General features: G+C 62.6%; 15 protein-coding genes. 5 read left to right on the top strand and 10 right to left on the bottom strand.

The genetic code is table 11. The features are described from left to right. Window positions 1–354: 354 nt before the first annotated feature. The 5 genes from GXP39_17660 to GXP39_17640 all read left to right on the top strand — a co-directional run bounded on the left by GXP39_17660 (window position 355) and on the right by GXP39_17640 (window position 12,041). A complete protein-coding gene (locus GXP39_17660) occupies window positions 355–2,376 on the top strand; it encodes a hypothetical protein (GenBank protein ID NOZ29858.1) in 2,022 nt (673 codons plus the stop codon). Window positions 2,377–2,912: 536 nt separating this feature from the next. Further along, on the top strand, window positions 2,913–4,004 hold the full coding sequence (locus GXP39_17655) for a hypothetical protein (protein ID NOZ29857.1): 1,092 nt from the start codon (window positions 2,913–2,915) through the stop codon (window positions 4,002–4,004). A 1,831-nt stretch (window positions 4,005–5,835) separates the two neighbouring features. Continuing rightward, window positions 5,836–7,779, top strand: a complete 1,944-nt coding sequence (locus GXP39_17650) for a 2-oxoacid:acceptor oxidoreductase subunit alpha (protein NOZ29856.1) — start codon at window positions 5,836–5,838, stop codon at window positions 7,777–7,779. Window positions 7,780–7,815: 36 nt separating this feature from the next. After that, on the top strand, window positions 7,816–8,772 hold the full coding sequence (locus GXP39_17645; protein NOZ29855.1) for a 2-oxoacid:ferredoxin oxidoreductase subunit beta: 957 nt from the start codon (window positions 7,816–7,818) through the stop codon (window positions 8,770–8,772). 209 nt (window positions 8,773–8,981) lie between these two features. Then, window positions 8,982–12,041, top strand: a complete 3,060-nt coding sequence (locus GXP39_17640; GenBank protein NOZ29854.1) for an alpha-mannosidase — start codon at window positions 8,982–8,984, stop codon at window positions 12,039–12,041. 70 nt (window positions 12,042–12,111) lie between these two features. Here GXP39_17640 and GXP39_17635 read toward each other — a convergent pair whose 3' ends face one another. The 10 genes from GXP39_17635 to GXP39_17590 all read right to left on the bottom strand — a co-directional run. Next, the gene (locus GXP39_17635; GenBank protein ID NOZ29853.1) at window positions 12,112–12,447 is read right to left on the bottom strand and encodes a DUF190 domain-containing protein; all 336 of its coding nucleotides are present in this window, start codon (window positions 12,445–12,447) and stop codon (window positions 12,112–12,114) included. 4 nt (window positions 12,448–12,451) lie between these two features. Then, window positions 12,452–12,835, bottom strand: coding sequence for a fluoride efflux transporter CrcB (gene crcB, locus GXP39_17630; protein ID NOZ29852.1), 384 nt, complete (start codon window positions 12,833–12,835; stop codon window positions 12,452–12,454). 290 nt (window positions 12,836–13,125) lie between these two features. Then, window positions 13,126–14,178, bottom strand: coding sequence for a methyltransferase domain-containing protein (locus GXP39_17625; protein NOZ29851.1), 1,053 nt, complete (start codon window positions 14,176–14,178; stop codon window positions 13,126–13,128). Window positions 14,179–14,228: 50 nt separating this feature from the next. Further along, entirely contained in the window at window positions 14,229–15,812 is a 1,584-nt protein-coding gene (locus GXP39_17620) for an amidase (GenBank protein NOZ29850.1), read from the bottom strand. 73 nt (window positions 15,813–15,885) lie between these two features. Beyond that, window positions 15,886–16,851: an alpha/beta hydrolase gene (locus GXP39_17615; GenBank protein NOZ29849.1), complete on the bottom strand. Its 966-nt coding sequence runs from the start codon at window positions 16,849–16,851 to the stop codon at window positions 15,886–15,888. Between the two features lie 14 nt (window positions 16,852–16,865). Beyond that, window positions 16,866–17,105, bottom strand: coding sequence for a hypothetical protein (locus GXP39_17610; GenBank protein NOZ29848.1), 240 nt, complete (start codon window positions 17,103–17,105; stop codon window positions 16,866–16,868). Between the two features lie 86 nt (window positions 17,106–17,191). Beyond that, window positions 17,192–17,725: a hypothetical protein gene (locus GXP39_17605; protein ID NOZ29847.1), complete on the bottom strand. Its 534-nt coding sequence runs from the start codon at window positions 17,723–17,725 to the stop codon at window positions 17,192–17,194. Window positions 17,726–17,866: 141 nt separating this feature from the next. Continuing rightward, window positions 17,867–19,195 (bottom strand): hypothetical protein, encoded by a 1,329-nt coding sequence (locus GXP39_17600; protein NOZ29846.1) that lies wholly within the window; start codon window positions 19,193–19,195, stop codon window positions 17,867–17,869. A gap of 406 nt (window positions 19,196–19,601) precedes the next feature. After that, window positions 19,602–19,952 (bottom strand): response regulator transcription factor, encoded by a 351-nt coding sequence (locus tag GXP39_17595; protein ID NOZ29845.1) that lies wholly within the window; start codon window positions 19,950–19,952, stop codon window positions 19,602–19,604. 3,123 nt (window positions 19,953–23,075) lie between these two features. After that, on the bottom strand, window positions 23,076–24,380 hold a 1,305-nt coding region (locus GXP39_17590), incomplete at its 5' end, for a hypothetical protein (GenBank protein NOZ29844.1).

The following is a 24,380-nucleotide window of genomic DNA, read 5'->3' as shown; positions in this document are numbered from 1 at the left end:
TTCCGTCCCTCGAACGTTTGATCCTTATGAGCTGCTGCGCGCCGGCATCACCGGTCGGGATGCCATTCCTCGGGGCGATGGGAGATATTCATCCCAACAGTAGGTAAGGAGGGACGATTGACACCTCAGATTGTATGTGTTACACTCCTGGTCGGAAGGAGGCTCCTCCGAAGCCACGCGCTTCGTAACCTGCCAGGCGAGTCAATTCGTTCATCCTCTTGTGCAAGCACACAAGCTCGACTCTCTACATCTCTCTCAAGGCTAAGCGATCTTGTATCGCGTCTCCCCATGTCGAGGCTAAATCCAGAGAATTCACCCCCATCGCTTGGGTAATCAGAAAGGAGGCGATCTCTAATGAACATCTCACTCTCCCATGCACGCCACCGCATCGCCCTGTCTGTAGGGGCCTTCGCCCTGACCATGTTATTGCTGGCACTACTCATGCTATTTGCCACCGGTCCATCCTCCGTTCAAGCGGCCGCTGGCACCGGCGCCATCCGGTACGTAGCCCCCACAGGCAGCGATGCGAGCAACGACTGCACGAATAGCGCAACCCCCTGTGCCACCATCCAGCATGCAGTAGATGTGGCCGGTTTCGACGACGAGATCCGTGTCGCCACCGGCGTCTACACGGATGTGCACGCGCGCAACGGTATCACCCAGATCGTCTACATCACCAAGACGGTGCTGATCCAAGGTGGCTACAGCGCCGACTTCACCGGGACCCCATCGTCCGATCCCAACCTCACCACCCTGGACGCGAAAGGGCTCGGCCGCGTCTTTGTGATCAGCGGGAGCATCACCCCCACGATCGAAGGGCTCCGGATCACCGGAGGAAACGCAACCGGCTTTGGCTCCGCGCCGACAACCAATGACGCCGGTGGCGGCGTCTACATCGTAGGCAATCCGGAAACCCCAGGCACCACTACCATCACCAACTGCGTCATCATCAGCAACACCGCAACCACCACGAACACCGTGGGATTTGGGGGCGGCGTATACGCCTACGCGAGCAACCTGAGGATGTACGGCAGCGTGGTCGAGGCCAACACCGCCAGCACTCTGGGAACCGGCTGGGGCGGTGGCATCGCGGTGTATAGCAATACCACCTATCTGTGGAACAACACCATCCGAAACAACACCGCAAGTGACAATAGCGGAGGACACGGGGGCGGGGTGCACGCCCAGTCCAGCTCTGTGACCATGCGAGAGAACATGGTGCGGGGGAATACAGCGGGCAAGGAGATGGTGCCTGAAGGCGGCGGCTTATCCTTCGATGAGAGCACCGTATCCCTGCAGGCGAATACCATCATCAGCAACACGGCCAGCCCTAGCGCCGCGGGCGAAGGCGGTGGCCTGTACGCCTCGAGAAGCACACTGGACATGGACAACAACATCATCGCGGGCAATCTCGCCAGCCCCTCGTCCGGACAGGGAGATGGCATCTACCTGGAGGGCACCGCCGATCTGCAAGGGACGCCTCTTCAGGCGAGGCTGCGCCACAACACGATCGCCGACAACAACGAGACCGGCCTGGTCGCCGGCCCGTACACCACGGTGAACATGACGAATACCATCCTCTCCGGGCACACGATCGGGATCAGCACCACGGTCACCGACACCGTGGCCGTCCTGGCCGACTATACGCTGTGGTATCCCACCTACGCCATAGCCGATGCGGGGACCACGATCACAACGACGAACAATCTCCTCGGCACACCCGACTTCATCGACCCGCCCAACTGGGACTACCACATCGGCCCCAACTCGACCGCCATGGATCAGGGGATCGATGTCGGCGTGACCACGGACATCGACGGAGACAGCCGGCCCCGGGGCAGCGGCTTCGATATCGGCGCCGATGAGGCCCCCGGCACGGGGCAGGTGGTCGGCTATGTGTTCATCGACAAGGATGGAGACGGGCATCGCAACCCGTGGCCGCCCGATGAGGAGACCACTGGAATCTCTGGCGTCACGGTGTATCTTAAGCAGGGGAGTACCATCGTCCAGACGGTTCACACAACCTTCCCATCCGGCTGGTATGAGTTCTCCCCGGTGTGGCCCGGCGACTACACGGTTGAGGAGCAGCAGCCGGCCGGGTACGCCAGCACCAGCCCGGATATCGTGTCCGTCTCGGTCATCGCCGGCCAGACGCACGTCGTAGACTTCGGCGAGCAGGCGTTCACACCAACGCCAACGCCGACTGCGACGCCGACGAATACGCCGACGCCGACGAACACACCGACGCCAACGAACACGCCAACGCCGACGAACACGCCAACGCCGACGCCCACCGCAACACCGACGAGCACACCGACGCCAGCGCTCTATAAGCTCTGGCTGCCGCTCGTCATGCGAGACGGCATCGGCTTCTAGCGACGACAAGCCGCAGAGGATCGCACATCAACGGGCCCCTCCTGGAATCAGGAGGGGCCCGCTCGCTTCACCCCGTGCGCAAGAGCGATTCCGCTTGGAAGGGATGGTATGGAAGGCCTTGCTTTCCTGGCCATCGTGTTGTTGGAGCACGGCGGCGCCGTATTCCCTGCCTGACCTACGGCACCCAACCCTACGGAGTAGAGAAAGGCTAAAAGGATGTCCTCTTCAGGGCTGGCGCCCCTCCGAGTCCCCTGACAGCCGGGGCTTTTCAAATCCCGGCCCTTCCCGAAGGGCCCAGGCCGAGGCCAGGCAGGTCGAAGTCAAAAGAAGGACTTTCTCCGAAGGGGCTCCGCCCCTCCGAGCCTCCCCACAGCAGAAGTGGCTGCCTCAGGCACCCACAAGGGGCGCCCCTACGGCAGGATTTCAGGGGCAGGTGTTTGAGCTGTGAAAAGCCCTGCCCGGCAGCGCCACCACCTTGACAATCCCCCTCACTATGTCACAATAAAGCAACCCTGATAGAAGGAGCGCAATCCCCCATGAGTATTCAGGTGCACTTCACACAAGAGGACTGGGAACGTGTGGAGCGGGATTGGTCGGCCTGGTGGGCCGGCGAGCTGGATCGCCCCCTGGTCATCATCGAGGGGGTAGAATCGCCAGGGGATGCCCCCTTACCGGAGGTCCATCACTTCACCAGCAACTATCCCCTCGACATGCCCGCCGATCAGGTGCTCGACCTCTACCAGACCCATCTGGAGGCTCGGCGCTTCTACGGCGACGCCTGGCCCAAATGGTGGCCGAACTTCGGCCCGGGGATCCTGGCCGGATTCCTGGGGTCCAGGGTCCACTCCACGACCGAGACCGTCTGGTTCGAACGGACCGACCCTCTCCCCCTGGATGAGATCCGCATCCGATACGATCCCGATAACGTCTGGTGGCGGCGCGTGCGAGAGCTGACGCGACTCGCCGTGGAGCGTTGGGGCGATCAGGTATCCGTGGCCCACACCGACCTGGGCGGCAATCTGGACGTGCTGGCCTCCTTGCGCACCACGCAGCAGCTCCTGGTCGACCTCATCGACGCCCCGGAGGAGGTGGAGCGGCTGGTAGGCGAGATCACCCAGCTCTGGCTCCGCTATTACGACGAGCTGTACGAGATCATCCGCCGGGCAGGGCGTGGAACCACCCCCTGGGCGACCATTTGGTCCCCCGGACGATGCTACATGCTCCAAAGCGACTTCTCGTACATGATCTCGCCGCAGATGTTTGAACGCTTCGTCCTGCCGGATCTCACCGCATGCTGTGATGCGCTGGATCACGGCTTCTACCACCTCGACGGTAAGGGGCAGATCCCGCACCTGGACATGCTCCTCTCCATCGAACGGCTGCGCGGCATCCAATGGATCCCGGGAGACGGCGCACCCCCTCCCGAGGAGTGGCTGCCGCTATTGAAACGGATCCGGGACGGCGACAAGTTATGCCAGCTATATGTGACCCCGGAGGGGGCCCGTACCATCGTGCGTGAGCTGGGAGGACGGGGATTCGCGCTGCACATCTCGGCCCTCATGTCCCAGGAGGAGGCGGAGGCCTTCCTGCGCACGTTGGCCATGGAAGATGCCAGCGCTACGGGGTGACGGAATACGACCGAACGGCGCGAGCTTCCCCCGCATCTACACATCTCCGGCCTCCGAAGCGGAGGCCTATTTCCCGTCGCGATCGACGCGAAATATGGCGCTGTCGCGCCAGGACGTTATCATACGAAACGGGATCAAACACTCGCGGATATTGAGAAGGGAGGCGGGAAGGAGGAGACGTGCCACACGTCTCCCAAGAACACTCGGTTTCTAGAGAGGACGAGAAAGCCACCCCCGACTTTAGGGGACCTTGCTTTCAGCCGGTCATGGCCACTCGATAACGTGAAGAGGGCGATCTCTGGGCGATGCAGTGGGCGTATCTTTGCCAGCTAGGAAAGAGAGCTCGACGATGAACTCACCATCCCTTGACGGTCTGCACTACCAGCCACATCAGCAGTGCGAGAATCACGAGCGCAGCCGTGAGCATTGGGGGCTTCCTCCGGGTCTCTCCGTTTCTGCAATCCTTCTACAAAGAGGCAAACGGTTTACCACCGCGGAGCGATACGGCCTCTAAACCAAGTTGGCAAATAAATCATACCACAAAAAGCAGATAGTGTCAATAAAAGAATGTTACGAGTTTCATAAAGTTGAGCCCCCCTCCACGATTAGAATTTTGTCCCCTCTCGTGTTGGCGCGTTCACAGGAGGCCATTTTGTGAGCAGCGCTGCATGAATGGTGCCTCCTGAGGGCCTTTTCCCAGACGGGAGGATTTATCTGCTGCCGCCTACCCGTGGGCAGGCGATTCATGAATCGCCCCTGCCCCGGCAACACCCATGAGGGAGACTACCCCAGCACTGACTTTGAAAAAACCTGACCGTAGCCTCCGTGATTCTTGCGCGACCGGCCGAATTAAGGCAGAATTATGAGAGGAAAGGAGAGCCTGGGTCTGAGAGCGCGTTCTGACGACCATCTCCCCAAATCTCGCTCCGAATAGGGAACGGAGTTTACAGACCCGGTCGCCGTCGAGAGGGAAGGTTGAGTGTAGGGATCAGGAGATCTCTCCCACCCAATGCTTGATCCGATTCCGACGATATCACGAGCGCAAATGCGAAGGCAACAAACAGCATGGTCGGAGATGCGAGACCGTTCCCTTTGAATCCACAACCATCCGCTTTCGATTCCCTACCGCCCTCCGAGAAAGGCACACGCTCTCGCCTACGCGATCTCCGACGCCAGCATCGGACCACGCTGCTATTCCCCCATGACGTCCCAAATCCCTATCCCCGACGGCGCCTACAAGCTCCCCTAGCACTCCATCGGGGCGACCACCATCGACGTGTGAGGATCCCCATTTTCAGGAAGTCGATGGTAGCTCCCGCCCGATCCCTCCAGAGCGGCGGCTACCATCGACATCTCCGAGCCCCAAGCGACCCAGACATGCATCCCCATCTGCTCCCTCATCGCGCGGGGGTCCCGTTCACTCGTGCTCCTCACATCGAATCGATGCAACGCCCCGCGGGTCAGGCGCATCAAAGAAGGTGGACGCATCCATGACGCCGGAAGAGCCGTTAGGTCAGGCTCGACCAGACGGAATCGACCACCTCAGAAGTGGAGTTATCGATTGATTATCACGGTAAGATCCGAAGGGCACAGGGGAGCCATCCGCTGCTTATCCACGGGGACATCATCTTCCACGCATCGGCTTGTCTGCCCTGGTGTTTTCACCCTAGCAAGCACTCGCTCGATCCCCTGGCGCCGCGGGGGTCGAGGGGAGGCAGGAGCTTTGGTTTATGGATCATGTCCGGCTTCACATCCCATTCGACTCGTCCCGACCGCCTCGTCTTTCTAATGACGCGGTCATACCCACTACTTCAGTCCTAAGGAGGTATCTGTGAGCAAACAGCAACAAGAGCTGGCCTGGCGGGTGGGAGGCCCCCAGGGAAGTGGCGTAGACACGGCAGCGGGGATCTTCTCCCGTGCCTGCGCCATCGGGGGACTCCATCTCTATGGCCGAAGAGAGTATTACTCCAATATCAAAGGACGCCACAGCTACTACGACGTACGCGTGGCTCATTATCCGGTTACCTGTCATCGTGAGACGGCGGACCTGCTGACGACCTTTGAGGCGGAGAGTCTGGCTCGCCACGCCATTGCCGTCGTGCACGGCGGCGGCATCGTCTACAACGCCAGCCATGCGGATACACCGTTGAACCGGATCCCGTTCCTGGGAGAGCGTCTGCGGAACGATCTGAGCGCCTATCTGGAGGAAAGGGACCTGCCCCCCACCACGGGCGGCCTTCTGGAGGACGCCCGCCGACGGGGTGTGCAGACCTATGCGGTGTCCTACGACGAGATCACCAGCGCCCTGGCCAAGAAGCTCGAGGTCCCCAAGGCGATCGCGGATCGCACGCTGAACACCATCGCGGTGGCCATCTCCTGCGCCCTGCTGGACTACCCCTCCGACTACCTGGCCAAAGCGCTGGAGAAGACCTTCCCGGGCCGGGCCAAGATCATCGACATGAACGTACAGGCGGTGGAGCTGGCCTACGAGTTCGTCCACGAGCGCTTCGACACCCACGATCTTGACTTTCGCCTGGTGCCCATGGACATCAATGAGCACCGTCTGCTCATCAACGGCCACCAGGCCGTGGCTTTGGGCAAGCTGGCCGCCGGATTGACCTTCCAGACTTACTATCCCATCAGCCCCGCAACGGACGAGAGCGTCTTCCTGGAGGCGCACGCCAACTTCCCCCTGCGCAATGGCAAGGACGGGCTGGCCGTCATCGTGCAGACGGAGGATGAGCTCTCCGCCATCGCGATGGCCTCCGGCGCGGCCCTGACCGGCGCCCGAACAGCCACGGCGACCTCCGGCCCCGGCTTCTCCTTGATGGTCGAAGGCCTGGGCTGGGCGGGCATCAACGAGGTGCCCCTGGTGATCACCCTCTACCAGCGCGGCGGCCCCTCTACGGGCCTGCCCACCCGCAGCGAGCAGGGCGACCTGATGCTCGCCATCCACGCCGGCCACGGCGAATTCCCCCGCATCGTCCTGGCCTCCGGCGACATCGTGGAAGCCTTCTACGACACGATCCACGCGTTCAACTACGCCGAGCGCTATCAGATGCCCGTGATCCACCTGGTCGACAAGGCGATGGCCAGCACCACGCAGACGGTGCGCCCCTTCGACACGGAGACCATTCGCATTGAGCGAGGGGAGTTCTACACGCCCACCACCGAGGACAACGGCCGCAAACACTACCCGCGCTTCGCCATCACCGAATCGGGGATCTCCCCGCGCGCGTTCCCGGGACAGCCGGGCGGCATCCACTGGCTCACGGGCGGCGAGCACACCGTATACGGGCGGGTCACGGAGGATCCGGTGATCCGCGAGCAGATGATGGAAAAGCGGATGCGCAAGTTGGAGCTGGTCGCCCGGGAGATCCCCCAGGAGGAGAAGCTCAAGGTATACGGCGATGTGGACGCCGCCTTCACCATCGTGAGCTGGGGCTCGAACAAGGGCAGCATCCTGGAGGCCCTGGATCGGCTTAAGGCAGATGGGATCTCCGCGCGGCTGGTGCAGGTCCATCTGCTGTGGCCCTTCCCGACGGAGGCGATCGCCCCCCTAATCGAGGACGCCTCCCCCCTGGTCGCCGTCGAGTCCAACTACTCCGGGCAGTTCGCGGAGCTCCTGCGGGCGCACACCGGGCGTGCCAGTGATCACCTGATCCTGAAATACAACGGTCGCCCCATGTCCGGCCAGGAGGTCTATTGGGCCCTCAAGACCATCCACGAAGGCACCGCCGAGCGGCGGATCGTCCTGCGCAATCCATACGAGTGAGTGAAAGGTGGTGGAACGAACATGGCAACGATGACCATGACGAAGATCACAGCGAAAGATTACCAGGTAGAGGAACCGATCGATTGGTGCCCTGGCTGTGGAGATTACGGGATCCTGAACGCCCTGCAGCAGGCCCTGGCCAAGCTCGGCCTGACCCCTCATAAGGTGGCCATCTTCGGCGGCATCGGCTGCTCCGGCAAGACGCAATATCACGTCAACGCGTATGGCGTGCACACGCTACACGGCCGTGTGCTCCCCTACGCGATGGGGACCAAGCTGGCCAACCCGGAACTCACCGTCATCGCCGTCGGCGGCGACGGCGATGGGTTCGCCATCGGCGCGGGACATTTCGTGAACTCCGGCCGCCGAAACGTCGATCTGACGTACATCCTCTACAACAACGAGGTCTACGGCCTGACCAAAGGTCAGGCCTCCCCCACGCTTCCCCTGGGGCTGCAGACCAAGAGCCTGCCGGAGCCGAACATGCAAGGGCAGGTGAACTCGCTGTTGCTGGCGCTGGCCTCCGGGTTCACATGGATCGGGCGGGGATACGCCTATAACATCCGCCAGCTGGTCGACCTCATCCAGAGGGCCATCAACCATCCCGGGCTGGCCTACCTCGAGGTGATCCAGCCGTGCCCAACATACAACAACCTCCACACCCGGGATTGGTTCGCCGGCAAGGACCTGGGACACTCCCGCATCTACGACGTGGCGGAAGAGGGATACGATCCCCTCGTCCCGCAGGACGCGGATGAAAGCTACCTGTATGAGAAGATCTGTTACTACATCGAGAAGGCACATGAGTGGGGCGACCGCATCCCGACCGGCGTGTTCCTGGAGAATCACCTGGTCCCCACCTTTGAGGACCGCCTGTGCCAGCGGACCCCGACCTATCGCGAGCGGCCACCGGCCCGCCGAGTCATCGCCGATGAAGAGGGGCGAACCCTGACCGACCTGAGCAAGATCTTTGTGGAGATGATGATGAGATAGCGCCGGCACAGTGGCCGGGCACGACGCCGAGATGAGGAAGGATTTCAGGCCAGCGCGGAGGGCATTCGCGCTGGCCTTCTTCTTTCCATCACAGCGCCCGCAATCCCTCTATCCGACTCCATCCTCGACAGCAAAGCCCGAACATGCTATATTTCCTTCCAGCGAGCAAACGGGCGAGCAACGAACCGAACGTATCGGAGGGAGTATCCATGGATCCGCGCATCATTCGTATGAAGCTGGACATCCTACATCGCCGGGCCATCGTGCAAAGCTGGCCCATCGCTCCCTACCAGGCGCGTCTCGCCGACCACCTGGCTCCCAACGAGTATCGCTACGAGGGGGATTGGGTTCAGGTGGACGGCGAGGGATGGTGGCCCGCCGGGAAGACCGTCTTCCTGCGCGCCCAGGTCACCCCGCCAACTGATGTCCCACTGGAGCAACTGTTCCTGGTCTTCGACGGCGAGGGATTGGAAGGTCTGCTCAGCATCGATGGGCGACCATATGCGGGCATCGATGCCAATCACTCTCGTGTGCGTGTTCCCCACGCGGGAACGCTGCACCTGGAGGCCGAGTTCATCGCGATCCCCCATGTGATGTGCCTGCCGGAGCTGGCAAGCGAAAAGGCTCGATTACGCCAGATCCGCCTGGAACAGGTGGACGCCGAGATCGAGGCCGCGTGGTATGACCTGCGCCTCGCCTGGGACGCGTCCCAGGCCGTGCGAGACGAGCGGCGCCGGCAACGGATCGCCGATGCCCTGGAGGACGCGCTCCTGGCCATCGATCTCACGCTGCCCCAGGATCGGTTCCGCCGGGAGGTGATGGAGGCGCGGCGCATCCTGAAGGATCGGCTCGAGGGGATCGCCCCCGATCCCGAGGGAGGCCGCATCTTCCTCACCGGCCACTCCCACATCGACACCGCCTGGCTGTGGCCGATCCGGGAGACGATCCGCAAGTGCGGACGCACCTTCAGCACCGCCTGCCGTCTACTGGAGCAATACCCCCGCTACCGGTTCTCCTGTAGCCAGCCCCAATTGTACGCCTACACCAAGAAGTACTACCCGGCGCTGTACGAGGAGATCAAGCGCTGGGTGCGGGAGGGGCGATGGGAGACCACCGGCGGCATGTGGGTCGAGGCCGACTGCAACATCTCCTCCGGCGAGGCGCTGATCCGCCAGATCTTGCACGGCCTGCGCTTCTTCCGAGAGGAATTCGGGACCCGGCCCCGCGTATGCTGGCTGCCCGACGTCTTCGGATATCCCGGCAACCTACCTCAGATCCTGAACGGCTGCGGGCTGACCTCCTTCTACACCAACAAGCTCCACTGGCAGGCGCGCAATCCATTCCCCTACCATCTCTTCTGGTGGGAGGGGATCGACGGCACCCGCGTCCTGGCCCACATCCCCCGGCTCAAGCGCGGCTACAACGGGAACCCCACGCCGGAGGAGCTGGCCCTGGCGTGGGAGCACTTCCACGAGAAGGCCATCTACGACGAGATCCTCTTCCCCTTCGGCTTCGGCGATGGGGGTGGCGGCCCCACCGAGGAGATGCTAGAGTACGCCGACCGGCTCGAGCGCTATCCGGGGCTGCCCGCCTGCCACCAGGGCCTGGAGGAGGCATACTTCGATCGCGTCCGGGCGGCCGCGCCCGAGCTGCCCGTCTGGCACGGCGAGCTGTACCTGGAGACCCATCGCGGCACGTATACCTCGCAGGCCGCCACCAAGCGAGGCAACCGCAAGAACGAACTCCTGCTTCGCGAGGCGGAGATCGCCGGCGTGCTCGCCCAATGGGTGGACGACGCGATCGACATGTCGCCGCTGCACGACGCCTGGGAGAACCTGTTGCTCCTGCAATTCCACGACATCCTGCCGGGCTCCTCCATCGGCCAGGTGTACGAGGAGGCCGTCCGAGACTACGCCCGCATCGAGCGGACTGCTCGCGCCGTGCGCGACGCGGCCCTGCAAGCCATCGCCCACCGCGCCCCGACGGCCGACCTGCTGGTCTTCAACAGCCTGTCCTGGGCCCGCAATGATGTGGCCACCGCCACGATCCCGGCCCCCACAGGTCCCGTGGAGCTCGTCGACCCGCAGGGACGGGCCGCCTCAGTTCAGGTCATCGCCCAACGCGACGGACAGGCGGAGATCGTGTTCGCCCCGCCGGAGGTGCCTCCCGTGGGATACACGACCCTCACGCTGCGCCCCGCCGATGGGGAGCCCGAGACCAGCCTGGTCGTCACGCCACAACGGGTGGAGAACCAGTTCTTCATCATAGAGCTCAACGACGTGGGAGAGATCACCCGACTGTACGACAAGCGACATCAACGAGAGGTGATCCCGTCGGGCCAGGTCGCTAATCGCCTGCAGCTCTTCCAGGATGGGCCGGAGCGGGAGGCGGCGTGGAATGTGCACGCGACGTTCGAGCGTCGCGAGTATCCCTTCGAAGGGGAGTGCACCGTAGAGGTCGTGGAGACGGGCCCCGTGCGGGGGAGCATCCGGGTCATCCGCCACCACCGAGACAGCCGCATCGAGCAGGACATCGTCCTCTACGACGCGATGCCCCGCATCGATTTCGTCACCCGGGCGGACTGGCAGGAGCGGCAGGTGATGCTCAAGGCCGCGTTCCCGGTGGAGGTGCTGGCCGACCAGGCCACGTTCGAGATCCAATTCGGCGCCCTGCAGCGGCCCACCCATCGCAACACGTCCTGGGACCAGGAGAAGTTCGAGGTCGCCGCGTACCGCTGGGCCGATCTATCCGAGGCGGGATACGGGGTCAGCCTGCTCAACGACTGCAAGTATGGCTACGACGTGAAGGGCAACGTGCTCCGGCTGACGCTGCTGCGCGGCCCCGAATGGCCCGATCCCAACGCCGACCGCGGCCATCACGAGTTCGTCTACTCGTTGTGGCCTCACGGCGGGGACTGGCGCCAGGGGGAGACCGTGCGGCGAGGATGGGAGCTGAACGTGCCGCTGGTGTGTCTGCCCGCCGGCCAGGGGGATGGATCCCTCCCGGCGGCACAGAGCTTCGTGCAGGTGAACGGCCCGGCCGTGCTGGAGACGCTGAAGCCGGCCGACGACGGCCAGGGATGGATCATGCGCCTGTACGAGCCGAATGGCGGCCGGGGGCAGGTGACGATCACGACACTGAGCGAACTGCGAGGCGTCACCGCCAGTAACCTGGTGGAGGAGCCGGAGGGACCGCAACCGTCCGAGGGGAACCGGTTTGCCTTCCCCATCCGCCCCTTCCAGATCCGCACCTTCCGTCTGGAGATGTGATCGCCGACAACAGAGGGCATGACTTGGCGACACACAGGGCAGGACGTCCGTGCATGGGCGTCCTGCCCTGCTACTCCCTCCCTCGATAGATGCGAACCTGCGCCTTTTCCAGGGTGACCAGCCCCTCCCGAACGACCTCGTCGATCGTCACCAGGAATGATTCCAGCTTATCCCTGGAGTCGACGATCTCCACGACGATCGGCAGGTCTTCCGACAGCCGCAGTATCTTGCTGGTGTATACCCGGCTGCTCGGGCCGAACCCCATCATCCCCCGCAACACCGTCGCCCCGGCCAGCCCTTGCTCGCGTGCCCGTAAAACGATCCATTCGTACAGCGGCTTGCCCTCGCACTTATCGCTCTCGCCGATGAAAATGCGCAGCAGATACCCTTCCTCGGAGAGTGTCATCCTCTTACCTCCACATGAGCCGGACCAGCACGCGCCCCAGCCACACCATGCCCAATCCCCCGCCCAGCTGCGCCGCCATATTGGAGAGGGCGAAGAGATCCTCGCCATCCAGCAGCAAGTTCATCGTCTCATTGCTGAAGGTAGAGAAGGTCGTGAAAGCCCCCAGAACGCCGATGAAGACGAACAGCCGGGTTTCGCTGGTGAAGACGCTGCGGCTCTCTGTGAGCTGCGAGAGCAAGCCGATCATCAGGCAGCCGAGAAGGTTGACGGCCAGCGTCCCATGGGGGAAGTTCACGCTTCCGCTCCACTTCTGAACCCAGCCACTCACACCGTATCGAAGGACCGCTCCGACGAACCCGCCCAAGCCTACCCAAAGTATCCGATTCATACAAATGACTCCTACAATCGATCCAGATGGTTGTAGGAGTCATCAGCCTGTCGGCGGTTGATGGTGGACCCCATCACCATGGTCTGCATTTTCAAGCGATTGATCCAGAGCACCGGGACGGGGTGACGCACGCGTCACCTACCCATCGGCACCCTGCGGGAGAGATATCCCATCTTAACACCGGTATGACATTCCGTCCAAAACGTCGCCGGCCATTCGCCGGCGATCAATCCTGTAGCGTCGAATCCTCGATATCCACTTCCCCTTCTCGATCCTCCAAACCATATCCCTCAACCCGCCGGCGGCTTCGTGCCCAGGATCAAGGCAAATCCTCGCGCCCTCATCAGGCGAATCCGCCGGCGATCGACGAAGCCGGCCTGCGCCAGCCAACCGCTCACGTCCTCGAAATGATAGGCCTGCCCCCCTCCTTCCACCAGAAGGTTCAGCCCCAACAGCGAGGCGAGCACACCGGAAATCCCAGAAGACCGTTTGTCCAGGATGGCATCGTAGATGACGACCAGGCCATTCGGGTTCAGGGCGTGGAAGACCTTCTCCAGCAAAGCCGTGTTCTCGACGCCGCTATTGCTATGGATGAGGTTGAACATCAGGATCACGTCATAGCCATCACCGATGTAATCGGAGAAGAAATCGCCCACCTGAACGCCCACCCGGTCTCCCATCCCCTCCTCGGCGATGGTCTCCTCCGCCATATCGATGCCCTCAGCCCAATCGAAGATCACCGCCGACAGCTCGGGATAGGACCGGCAGAACTGGATCGCGTACAGGCCATGCCCGCCGCCCAGATCAAGTAGCCGCCTGGCCCCGGCGGGCAACCTGACCTTGGAGACGATCTCCTTGCCCCCCATTCGGGCGAGGCTGCGCCAATGGAGTTGGGCGTGTCGATAGGTCCCAGGGCGCTGAGCCATCCACTCCCAGGCGCTGATGGGAGGCGCCCCTCTGCGGATGGCCTCCTCCGTGTATTCCGCTCGCTGCCAGAACTCGTGGAAGAACGTCAGGGAGTGAGCCAGGGTATCGGGAGATCGCCGGGCCAGCCACCTGGAGGCCATCTTGGTGTTCGCATACCGCCCGTCGCTGCGAGCCACATAGCCCAGCGAATCCAACACCTCCAACAGCACACGCACGCCCTTCTCGCTGGCCTCCACCGCCTCGGCCAGCTCCGAGGCGGAAAGGGGGCCCATCTCCAACACATCAAACACGCCCAGATCGTTGGCGACCAACAAGGCCTTGCTGGCCATCCAGTAGATGAACCCATCCAGCAACGGCGCGGGGAACGCGCCCGCTTTAAGCATCACTCTTTCCACCCAAACAGGATGGATCGGCATCTTCCCTCTCTCCTTCACCAGGCAGGGAGATCACACCCCCACAAGGCGACCTATATCAAAGTCGGGTAATCGGGCCGCGTCCGGAAGTGCGCCTCCAGCGCGGCCATCACGGCCAGCGCGATGTCCTCTCGCCAATGGCGGGCGACCACCTGCACGCCTACCGGCAAACCCGCGCTGTCCTGCTCCACCTGCTGAGCCGTGATCTCTACCAGATCGCGTCCCACAGGACGGTCGCTCTCCTCGCCGGGGCGCACTCGCGTCGCGGCGACCACGCCCGCCGGCGCGCCGATCACGTTATAGGGCAGGCCGTAGCTCATCGCCGGGAAGAGATCGCCGCTGGTACCGTGGATGATGGCCGGCAGCGCACACGGAGGACAGAGAATCGCATCAAAGCCGCCCTCCTCCAGCGAGCGGACGAATTGCGCCCGGTACGCGGTGCGTGCTTCCACGATCTCCCAGTATGCCTGCGTGGAGCGGGCACCCATACACTCGATCATATGTGCCACGTAATTCTGGCCGCGAGCGCCCATGATCTTGGGCAGAAACCGCATCACCAACGCCGGGGTGGACATGCTCCGGAACATGTTCTGCATCTGTGGAATCGGTTTCTCATCCCCCAGCAATTGCTTGAAGTCCGCACCGCCCCCGGCCGAGGCCGAACCCAGGAAGATCCGAATCGCCTCGGCGGCGTCGGGTGGGGTGAAGGGGGCAACGATCGCGCCCATCGCCCGTAGGGCCTCGGCGGCCTCCTCCACCGCGCGGCGCAGCGCGGGCGAGGCCGGGAAGTACCCGTTGTCGGTGTAATAGCCGATGTGCAGAGTACTCACGTCCACCTTCGCCGGATCGGGCCAGGGGACAGGGGGGACCATGTCGAACGTGGTCTCGAGGGACGTCTCGGCGAAGATCGCCATCGCTAGCTGCAGGTCGGCCACGGTGCGGGCGATGGGGCCGGGCTGCGGGATGACGGTCTCCTGTCCCCCGGTGAGCAGATCAGGCGGGAAATCGGCGTTGGAGAGCCGCCAACTGGTGGGCTTGAACCCCTGCACGCCGCAGAAATGGGCCGGGATGCGGGTGCTGCCGCCGTAATCTCCGGCCAACCCCAGGGGGGAGCCGCCGGCTGCGATGATCGCGCCCTCGCCGCCGCTGCTGCCTCCGGGGGTGCGCTTCAGGTTCCAGGGGTTGTTGGAACGCCCGTAAACCCGGTTGTCGCTCTCGAAATTGGACAGCGTCTGAATGATGTTCGTCTTGCCCAGGATGATGGCCCCCTCCTCCCGCAGCTTGGACACCAGTGGTCCCTCGTCGTGATACACGTTACCGATCTTGTTCAGCGCGCCCAGGGTGACCTGCGTCCCGGCTATCCGGTATTGTTCCTTGATGGTCACGGGGACGCCGTGCAGCCGGCCAAGCGGCTCGCCGCGAGCCCGCTTGGCGTCGGCCTCGGCGGCCGCGGCGCGGGCCTGGTCGAACAAGGGGATGACGACCGCGTTCAGAACGCCGTTTACTTCCTCGATGCGTTGGATGTGTGCTTCGATCACCTCCACGGCAGAGAGTTCGCCAGCGCGGACCTTCTCGGCCAGTTCTGTCGCGCTCAGGCTGGTGATTGCTCGGGTGCGCTGTTGTTCCATTTGCAGCATGATGATCTCCTGGGCCAACTTCTCACTGCGTCTCTCCCCATGGTTTCCTCGGCCTTGACAGGCTGGCCTTGAGCTAAACCCTCAGGATGGAGATGGCCTCGAACAGGGACTCGACGGGCATTTGCAGGAAGGCGCGTGCGTGACGAGCGGCGCCGTCTGGGTCATCCAGCCAGGGCAGATGGCCACCGCCGGGCAGCACCTCCAGGGTGGCATATGGCATGGTCCCCACAACCCGTTGTGCCAGGGCAACGTCGCCAAAGGCGTCCTCGCTGCCCCAGAAAAACGTGGTCGGCGTCCTTATTTGCCGCAATTGCTCCCACGTGAGGATGGACTGCGGCCGTGGGCCGCGCCAGGTCATCGCCTGTTGAATGCCACTGACCTCGTTGGCCATGGTGTCGGTGTAAGCCTGCAATGCCGTATACCATTCCAGAAACACATCCGGAATGCGGTTGGCATCCAGAGAAGCCCCATGACCGATCTGGCGCAGGATGTTCTTGGAAGCAGCAACGGTCGGCTTTTGCTTGCCCATCAGGCGGGCAATCGGTGGAATGGTGAGCAGACGCATGAAGACGGGGATCTTCATCCCGGGTAGAAAAGCCGGACATCCCAGTTGAATCATGCGGCCGACCCGCTCTGGATGCGTGCGCGCCAGTTCCAGCCCAAGGTACCCGCCGAACGAACTGACGATCAGGTCTACTCTGGGCAATTCCAGCGCGTCTATGACCGAGACGATCGTATCGACCAACAGGCTGCGAAGCGATGGCACGCGCAGATCAAGCACCTCCGAAAGCCCGCTGCCCGGCCGATCGAGAAGGATGCAGCGAAAATCGCGCAGCCGCGCCGCGAGCGGCGCCCAGGTGCTGCCCGCGTTCGGGCCGCCGTGGATGAAAAGCAGCGGGCTACCCTCGCCCACCTCCTGGACCCGCACCCAAACCGCGGGCTTTGCCAAGTCGAGGAAACGCTCACGCGGGGTCACGCCATAATGCGCCCACAAGGCGCGTTCGGCCTGACGGTAGCGTTCAGTACGCTGGTTGTCCATAAGTTCTCCGTTTCTCACTCCAAGGACTTCCGTACCTGGACAGCGTACAGGAAGAGGGCGAAGAAGACCGCGCCGATAAGGAATGACTGCCCGTGGCGGTAGAACCACAGCTTCCCGGATTCGACATCGTTGACGGTCCCCATCAAGGCGCCGGTTGCGATGCCGAGTGCCAGAAGCGCGATCACGGACAACATCGCGTTGATGAAGCAAAACCAGGCTGCGATGGCGGTCAAGGCTTTGTACGTGGAAGACATGAGAAAGCCCCCAGTGGCTGTGAGATGAATACGGTTGGTGTCTCCTAGATCTTCTGTTAGCGGCTAGGTACTTCAATCCATCTCCGCTACTCTTGAGCTTCTACCGGATCGAAGAGGTTGAAATCGAGCCCCCTCGCGTAACCGGCCTCCACCAGGAGTTCCAGGTCGGCTGTCCCCTCTGCCCACCGATTCCCATCTCCATTTATTCCGGTTGCTGCTACCTGAATGCTTTTCATCCTTCCAACCACACTACCACTTCCTACACCCTTCTTGGCATGGACGATGACATCCGCAGAGAGGTAGACATCACCACTATCAACCACCCCCTGGGCGAGATCAAACTCGAAATACACCTTTCCATCACCGTCGATGAAAACTCCATTCTGGGCAGGTCCGCTGAATACTATCCTGCCCATTCCCCTCTTATTACTGCTGTGCTCGAGAACCTTCACCACCTCAAGCCTAAAGTTCACCGAAGCTTTGATTGGGGCGGATTTTGTACCCTTGCCCCCATGGGCCAGGGCCGTCGAGGGCGCTGGCCAGATGACGCTTGCCAGCAAGGCCAGCGCCAGCAACAGAGTTACCAGTCCGAACACAGAAAGTCGCTGTAACTTTTCCATGGGATCCCTCCTATGCATTGAATGACTAAAAGATGTTTGTTGGTCTGAAAGTACGCCGAACTCACAGCAAAGTCATCGTACTTTAGTACGATCCGAAGGTAGGAGAGGTATGATATTCGGATGGGAAATCAGATACCGAAACTATGGTCTCCACGCCAGGGTCCGGTGCAGCCGCCAGTCACCGTTTTCATATTCGCGGTTGAAGATGTATACCCAGAAGTCACCATTTGGATCTACAACGGTCAGGGTCTCGGGGTCTTTGCGCGGCGAGGCAGAGGAACCGGCGGGGGTTACTACGGTAAAGGACGTGTCGGCAGGCTGGACAGTCGGGCCAGCCAGACCCATGTAGGCAAACTCGAAGACACAGACCACGCCCGGGGCGGAGTTGGGGTTGCCGGGCCTGTTCATCAAGGTCAGGGCAATGCAGGGGTTCCCCATGGGATCGATATAGGACTCATCGTCACCGATCCAACGGTAAGCCTCATGCGGCCCCAGAGGCGGCAGCGGAACCGTGCCGCGCAAAAGCTCGGCTGAGGCGGCGAGGTCATCGGGATGGTAGTCGAAGATATAGAAGTCGATGTGATCATTTAAGGCCTGGTCTCTGCGTAGCACGTACACGAAGTAGCCGTCGCCCGCAGGGTGGACGTTGGGATTCAGCTGATTCAGCTTTTGCACCCCCACCCCGAGAACCACGTCAGGCCCCGAGTTGCTGTGCAAAGGGGTAAAAGTAAAGTTGTCAGCCGGATCGCGCAAGTCTTGCCAACGCAGCTCCCAGGCACTAGGGGTCTGATCTGGAAAATTGAAGGGATCAAAAACACCGAGCGGCCAGGTATACTTGATTTGAATGGTAGCCGGATGCTCGGGCACGACCCGCATGGCCCGATTCGTTGTATTCGAATAGTAGGCATCGAAATTCGGCACCACCCGCTCGCCTTGCAAGCCTGTCACGCTTCCGGTGAGGTCACAGAACATGAGACGTCCAAACCTGTAGTCAGCCCCTGCCTTCACCCGCACGTACAAAACCATCGGGGCGTTCAAACCTTCCCAGCCGTCGACGAGCCAGTAGTCAGAATTCGGGTCCTGTTGCAAAGGCGGGTATGCTGCAAAGGTCGGGATCGGTTGAGATAAGGGCGGCTGGGCCGGATCGATCTCCATGATGACCTCTGTGCCGCCGAGATTCTTGTTGAAATACAGCCCCATGACATAGCCCGCACCATTGGGATTGTTGATAAGCCCCCACTCGGCCATGTTGGGGAAGCCTAAACTGGCACCGACGGCGACTATGGCGCCCTTTTTGGGCATGCCACTGCGATTGACTCTGGCCACGACGACCGGATTATTGGCACTCGCGGCATTCCAGCTAATGCGACAGTTTTGCCGGTCTACTTCGCTGTCCCTGACACCCGGCGGGAGCCACTGCGGCAAAGGAACCGGGATATCTTCCAGTTGGGCTGGGGTGGGAATGGGCATTTTTCACCTCCGATAGGGCACTTTGGATTAGCAACATCCATTGGAAAGCACATGACCACATGCGTGAAATAGGTTACCCCAAGGAATTCCTCAGCTTGACAGAGTGTAGGAAGATGGCGAAGAAGACCGCGCCGATGAGGAATGACTGCCCATGTAAGAACCCTACTCTTGATTGCGCACCTGATTGCGCACCGGACAGGGTTGGTATGCCCAACATACAAAAACCCTCCGGCACTTTCATCGTACTTTGGTACGATCCGGAGGGTAAAAAGAGTATGAAACGAGCGCTCTATCTGTTTGGTTCCTGGCTCGTCGTACAAAAAAGACGGCCACAAATCACATGGATTCAATCAAAGACAATCCGATAAATCCGCAGCTAGCCTCCTGGTTCCGGTTTGCCTGAGAATCAGAAAACGCGCATCTCCCGGGCCTTTGCGGCCGCCTGGGTGCGGGAGGTAACGCCTAGTTTGCTCAGAATGCTGGTCACATGGGACTTCACCGTGCGTTCGGTGATCACCAGCGCTTCGGCTATGTCGCGATTGCTGGCCCCTTGCGCGATAAGCTGCAACACCTCCATCTCTCGAGGGGTCAACATCTTGCCGGTGGTAGTGATGGAGACGGATCGTGATTGGCGCGTCTGTGCCAGCATATCCAGCAATTGGCGAGCAAAGGAAACGTGCACGCCCCGATCGACCGCCAGGCGCAGCACGGGGATCATGGCAGCGCCCTCCATCAGGATCAGGCCCGGCATGCACATCCGCTCGTACTCGGTCAGCAACGGGCGCAATTCCGCCAGGGCCTCCTCCGAGCGCCCCCACCGCCAATAGAGATGGGACAGCAACAGGCGGGCATTGCCCCAGAGCAGGCTATAACGCACGTGCCGTTGGAGATCGGCCGCCTGGCGCAGGGCCTCCTCGGCGGCGGGGTATCGTCGATCGCCTATGGCCAGCAGAGCGCGCATCATCGCCCTGACGATGTGATTCTCCGGCACATCCTGGGGCCGCTCGGCCGCCACCATGCGGGCGTAGATCTCCCGAGCCTCCCTGAGGCGGCTCTGCAGCCAAAGCGCGCGGCCCTGACAATAGAGGAAACAGGCCAGCCACTCTCGAGCGCCACGCAATCGCTCGTAGCGGGGCAACTGGGCGCGCCAGTATCGCTCCAACTCGCCGTAGTCGGCACGTACCAGGGCGGCGGACAGGACGCAAAAGTCCATATTCACTTCCAGGAAGACGAACCCGCCCAGCTGCTCATTGATCCGTCGGGCACGCTCCAGCGCCTGATACGAATCATCCAGCCTGGCCTGTAGCGCGTAAATGTTGCCCAGGAGCGTGTACGCCCCAGCCTGGGCCAGGCCAACCCCCTCGCCAAAGTGCGCCAACACCTGATGACAGTAGCGCTCGATCGGGGCGATGCCACCGGGAGCGAAGATCAACGGCACGTGTAATTGCAAGGCCAGGACATTGAACACAGCCGGATCCTCCGCGGCCAGCGCCGTCTGTATCGCGGCAGCAAGCTCCGCATCCACCTGTGTCCAATCGCCCTTGTAGACGCCCACCCAGGCGCGGCTGATGTGGACGAAAGCCCGCCTCTCGGGCGGCAGAGAATAGGCCTGGGCCCGCTTCAGGAACTCGTCTGCGCGCTGGACATCGTGCAGTCCGCTGGCAATGCCGCCCAACAGCGCCAGGGCTTCCCCCTGTCCGGCGGAATCCCCAGTGGCCTCAAAGCCAGCCAGCGCCCGTGTGAGCAGCCGTTGCGCCCGGTCGAACTCCCCCCGGTACGAGGCGATCGCGCCCAGGAAACAGGTCAGCCAGGGGCGCTCCTCCCGCGCGGACGCGGGCAAGGCCGTGATCCAGTCGCGCAGTGTGTCCAGCGCTCCCTCATGCAGCAGCTGCTCCCCGACTCGCTCGATCACTTGAGCGGCCTCCTGCCAGGCTCCGGCCTCCAGATAATGATGCAGGGCCCGCGCGGGGTCCCGCTGCACCGCTGCGGCCCGACGGTGCAATACGGCCGGCAGTTCGGGCATCCTCCGCGCCAGTTGCTGACGCAGAAACTCGGCGAACAAGGCGTGATAACGATACGATGGATGATGGGGCGACGCCGATCGCCCATCGTCCGTCCGTGCCCCATGATCCAGCGCGACGAGGAAGAGATTCCGGCGGTGTAGCTCCTCGAGGATCCGATGCGCGTCGTCCCGTCCGGTCACCGCCTGACACAGCGCCGGGGTCAGCTCAGGCAGGATGGAGGTTCTAAGCAAGAAGTCCCTCACCTTCGGCTCCTGACGGCTCAACACCTCCTCCGCCAGGAAGTCGAAGACGTAGCGATCCGCCTGGGCCGCGTGGGCGATGAAGGTGGCCCGCTTCTCAGGAGGGATGCGGTCCAACGAGGCCGCCAGCAGACGCAGGCCTGCCGCCCACCCCTCGGTATGCGCCTGTAGCGCCGTCAGATCGGCGGGCGAGAGGTCCAGCCCCAGCTTCTCGTTCAGGAACAGGGCGATCTCCGTCAGGTCGAAGCGCAGATCGGACAGATGCAGTTCGGCCAGTTGGCCGCGCGCCCGCAGGCGGGCCAGAGCCAGGGGCGGATCACGTCGGGTCGCGATGGCCAGGTGCATCTGCGGTGGGAGACGTTCGAGCAAGTGATCCAGGGAAGCGTAAATGGTCGCCTCCGTGATCTGGTGCAGGTCGTCCAGCACCAGGATGAACGGATCGGGGAGTGACTCCAGCACCTCGTTGATCAGCACGCCCATCAGGCGCGGCAGTTCGGCGGCCGGATCGGTGAGGCTCGCCAGAAGCGCCCGGGTCGCCGCGCCACATCCCGGGCTCAGGGACTGCAAAGCGGTGGTGAGGGAGAGCAGGAATGGGGTGGGAGCATCGTCCCCCGCGTCCAGCGACAGCCAGGCCAGCGGGACATCAGGGTAAGCTAGCGAGAACGCCGCCAACAGGGTGGTCTTGCCGGATCCTGCCGGCGCGGAGAGCAGCGTCAAGGCATGTGACGTCAACGCCTCGTTCAGACCTTCGAGCAGGCGCGGCCGCGGGATGATATCCTCAGGGGGCAAAGGAGGATGAAATTTCGTTTTCGCCAGCCAGTCCGGCGGCCCGGATGCCAGAGGGATCAATCTGGGACTCCATCAGTCGAAACGCGATCGTCGCGATGACGATCGCCCGGAAAACGGACGGACCACAAACCACGGCCTCGAGAGGCGGACAGCTGGGGGGATGTAGGAGTAGGAAGTGAGATCGTGAGGGCGAGCAGATCGCTACGATCACTATCCGCTGCCGCAGAGAGTGTCCACGGCCAGCCATCGGCGAAGATGGGGACGGCCCGTGTCTCCACCGCCGTTGCGGCCCCTTCATCCATCGTCCGAGGAAATCACATGATTCCAAGAGAGTATATCCTAAAAATGCGAGCATGGCAACAGCCGGAATAGCGGTGATTACCCACAAGTGTCACTGATCTTGTCGATCACACCGTTTTTCACCGCAGAGTCGCAGAGGACGCGAAGTCAGGCTCATAGATCCGTCTCCACAGGGGGAGGTGTGGAGGGGTCCTCCCCTCCACGGAAATCCCACTTTTCCGGCCTGTACCTGCCTTTCTCGGCCCTTCCCGAAGGACCCAGGCCGAGGCCAGGCAGGTCGAAGGCAAAAGAAGGGCTTTTTCCGGAGGGGCTTCGCCCCTCCGGGCCTCCCCACAGCAGAAGCAACGGCATTTTTCAGACATACTCTCAAATGAGGTCATTTCCCTGTCCTGCCTTCTCTGCGCTCTCTGCGTCTCGGCAGTGAGATATGGACAATCACCGTCCGGAACAGCCCGATCGTGCCTCCAACGCGGTGGAGATTTGCGAAACGGCCCACGGCACCCACCACGAGCCCGATCGGAGGTTTCTTTATCTTCCAGGTGCGGAGGGGCATCGATCCACGTGCAAGAACCGCCGACATTCCTCGTCCGTCAGGGGGCGGGTCAGGCGAGATCGCGCCAGGGCCACGGCAGCTTCGAGATCCAACACATAGACGCGATCGGTCCCATCCGTGCTGGCGGTATACAGGCGCATCCCATCGGGGCTGAAATCCACGTCCGTGACGGCGCCGGCGTGGCCGTAAAGAGTGAGCAGATTCTGACCGGTTTCTACGTCCCATAACTTCGCCGTGCCATCGTAACTGGCCGTGGCGATCCGCGTCCCGTCCGGGCTGAAGGCGACGCCGAAGACCGAGCTGGAGTGCCCGACCAGCATAGCCTCCTCCCTTCCGGACTCAGCATTCCACAGGCGCGCCGTCCCGTCCTGGCTGGCCGTCGCGATGCGGCGCCCATCGGGGCTGTAGGCCACCCCGTAGACGGGCGCATCGTGACCGGCCAGGGTGTGCAGGCGCTCCCCCGTCCCGGCATTCCACACCCTGGCCGTGCGATCCCAACCGCCGGTGACGATCCGGGCTCCATCGGGGCTGTAGGCTATGGAGAAGATCGCATCCGGGTGAGCCGCGATGCGGAGCTGCTCGGAGGCTTCAGGCCCGGCGCGAAGCTCGAACACCGTCACCGTCCCCGCCGAGTCCCCGGCAGCCAGGAATCGGCCGTCCGGGCTGAAGGCGATGTCGCACGAGGCGATCTCGTATTTCCCACACTCGAAGCCGGCGGTGGTCCATCGCTCCTCCCCGGTGGCCGTGTCCCACATCTTGATGACATCATCGTGGCCGGCCGTGGCCACGGTTGCGCCGTCCGGGCTGATGGCGATGACCTCGACCCGATCCCCGTGGCCGGACAGCGCGTGCACCATCTGACCGGTGGCCGTGTCCCATACCTTCGGCGTCCCATCCGAGTTGGCCGCGGCCAGGTAGGTCCCATCCGGACTGAGGGCGATGGCGACCGCATAGGCCGGGCCGGGCGCATCGCCGTTGACGAACACGTGCCCCTCCGCGCTGCCCTCAGGGCCGATATCCCACACCCTCACCGTCCCATCCCAGCTTGCCGAGGCCAGGCGCGCCCCGTCAGGGCTGAAGCTGACGCTCTGGACCGCCGAGGTATGACCGGCCAAAGTGAGGAGCTCCCGGCCGACACCAGCCTCGATCGAGGCCGGCAGGTCCCAGACCTTCACCGTCCGATCCCAACTGGCGGTGGCCAGCAGCGAGCCATCCGGGCTCAGGGCGATGCCCATGACCTCGTTCGTGTGGCCGGACAGGGTGACCAACAGATCGCCGGT

The sequence above is a fragment of the Chloroflexota bacterium genome (genome assembly GCA_013152435.1).
In the GTDB taxonomy this organism is placed as follows: domain Bacteria; phylum Chloroflexota; class Anaerolineae; order DUEN01; family DUEN01; genus DUEN01.
Note: the sequence above shows the minus strand (reverse complement) of the source record. Positions and strands in the feature narration are given on the sequence as shown.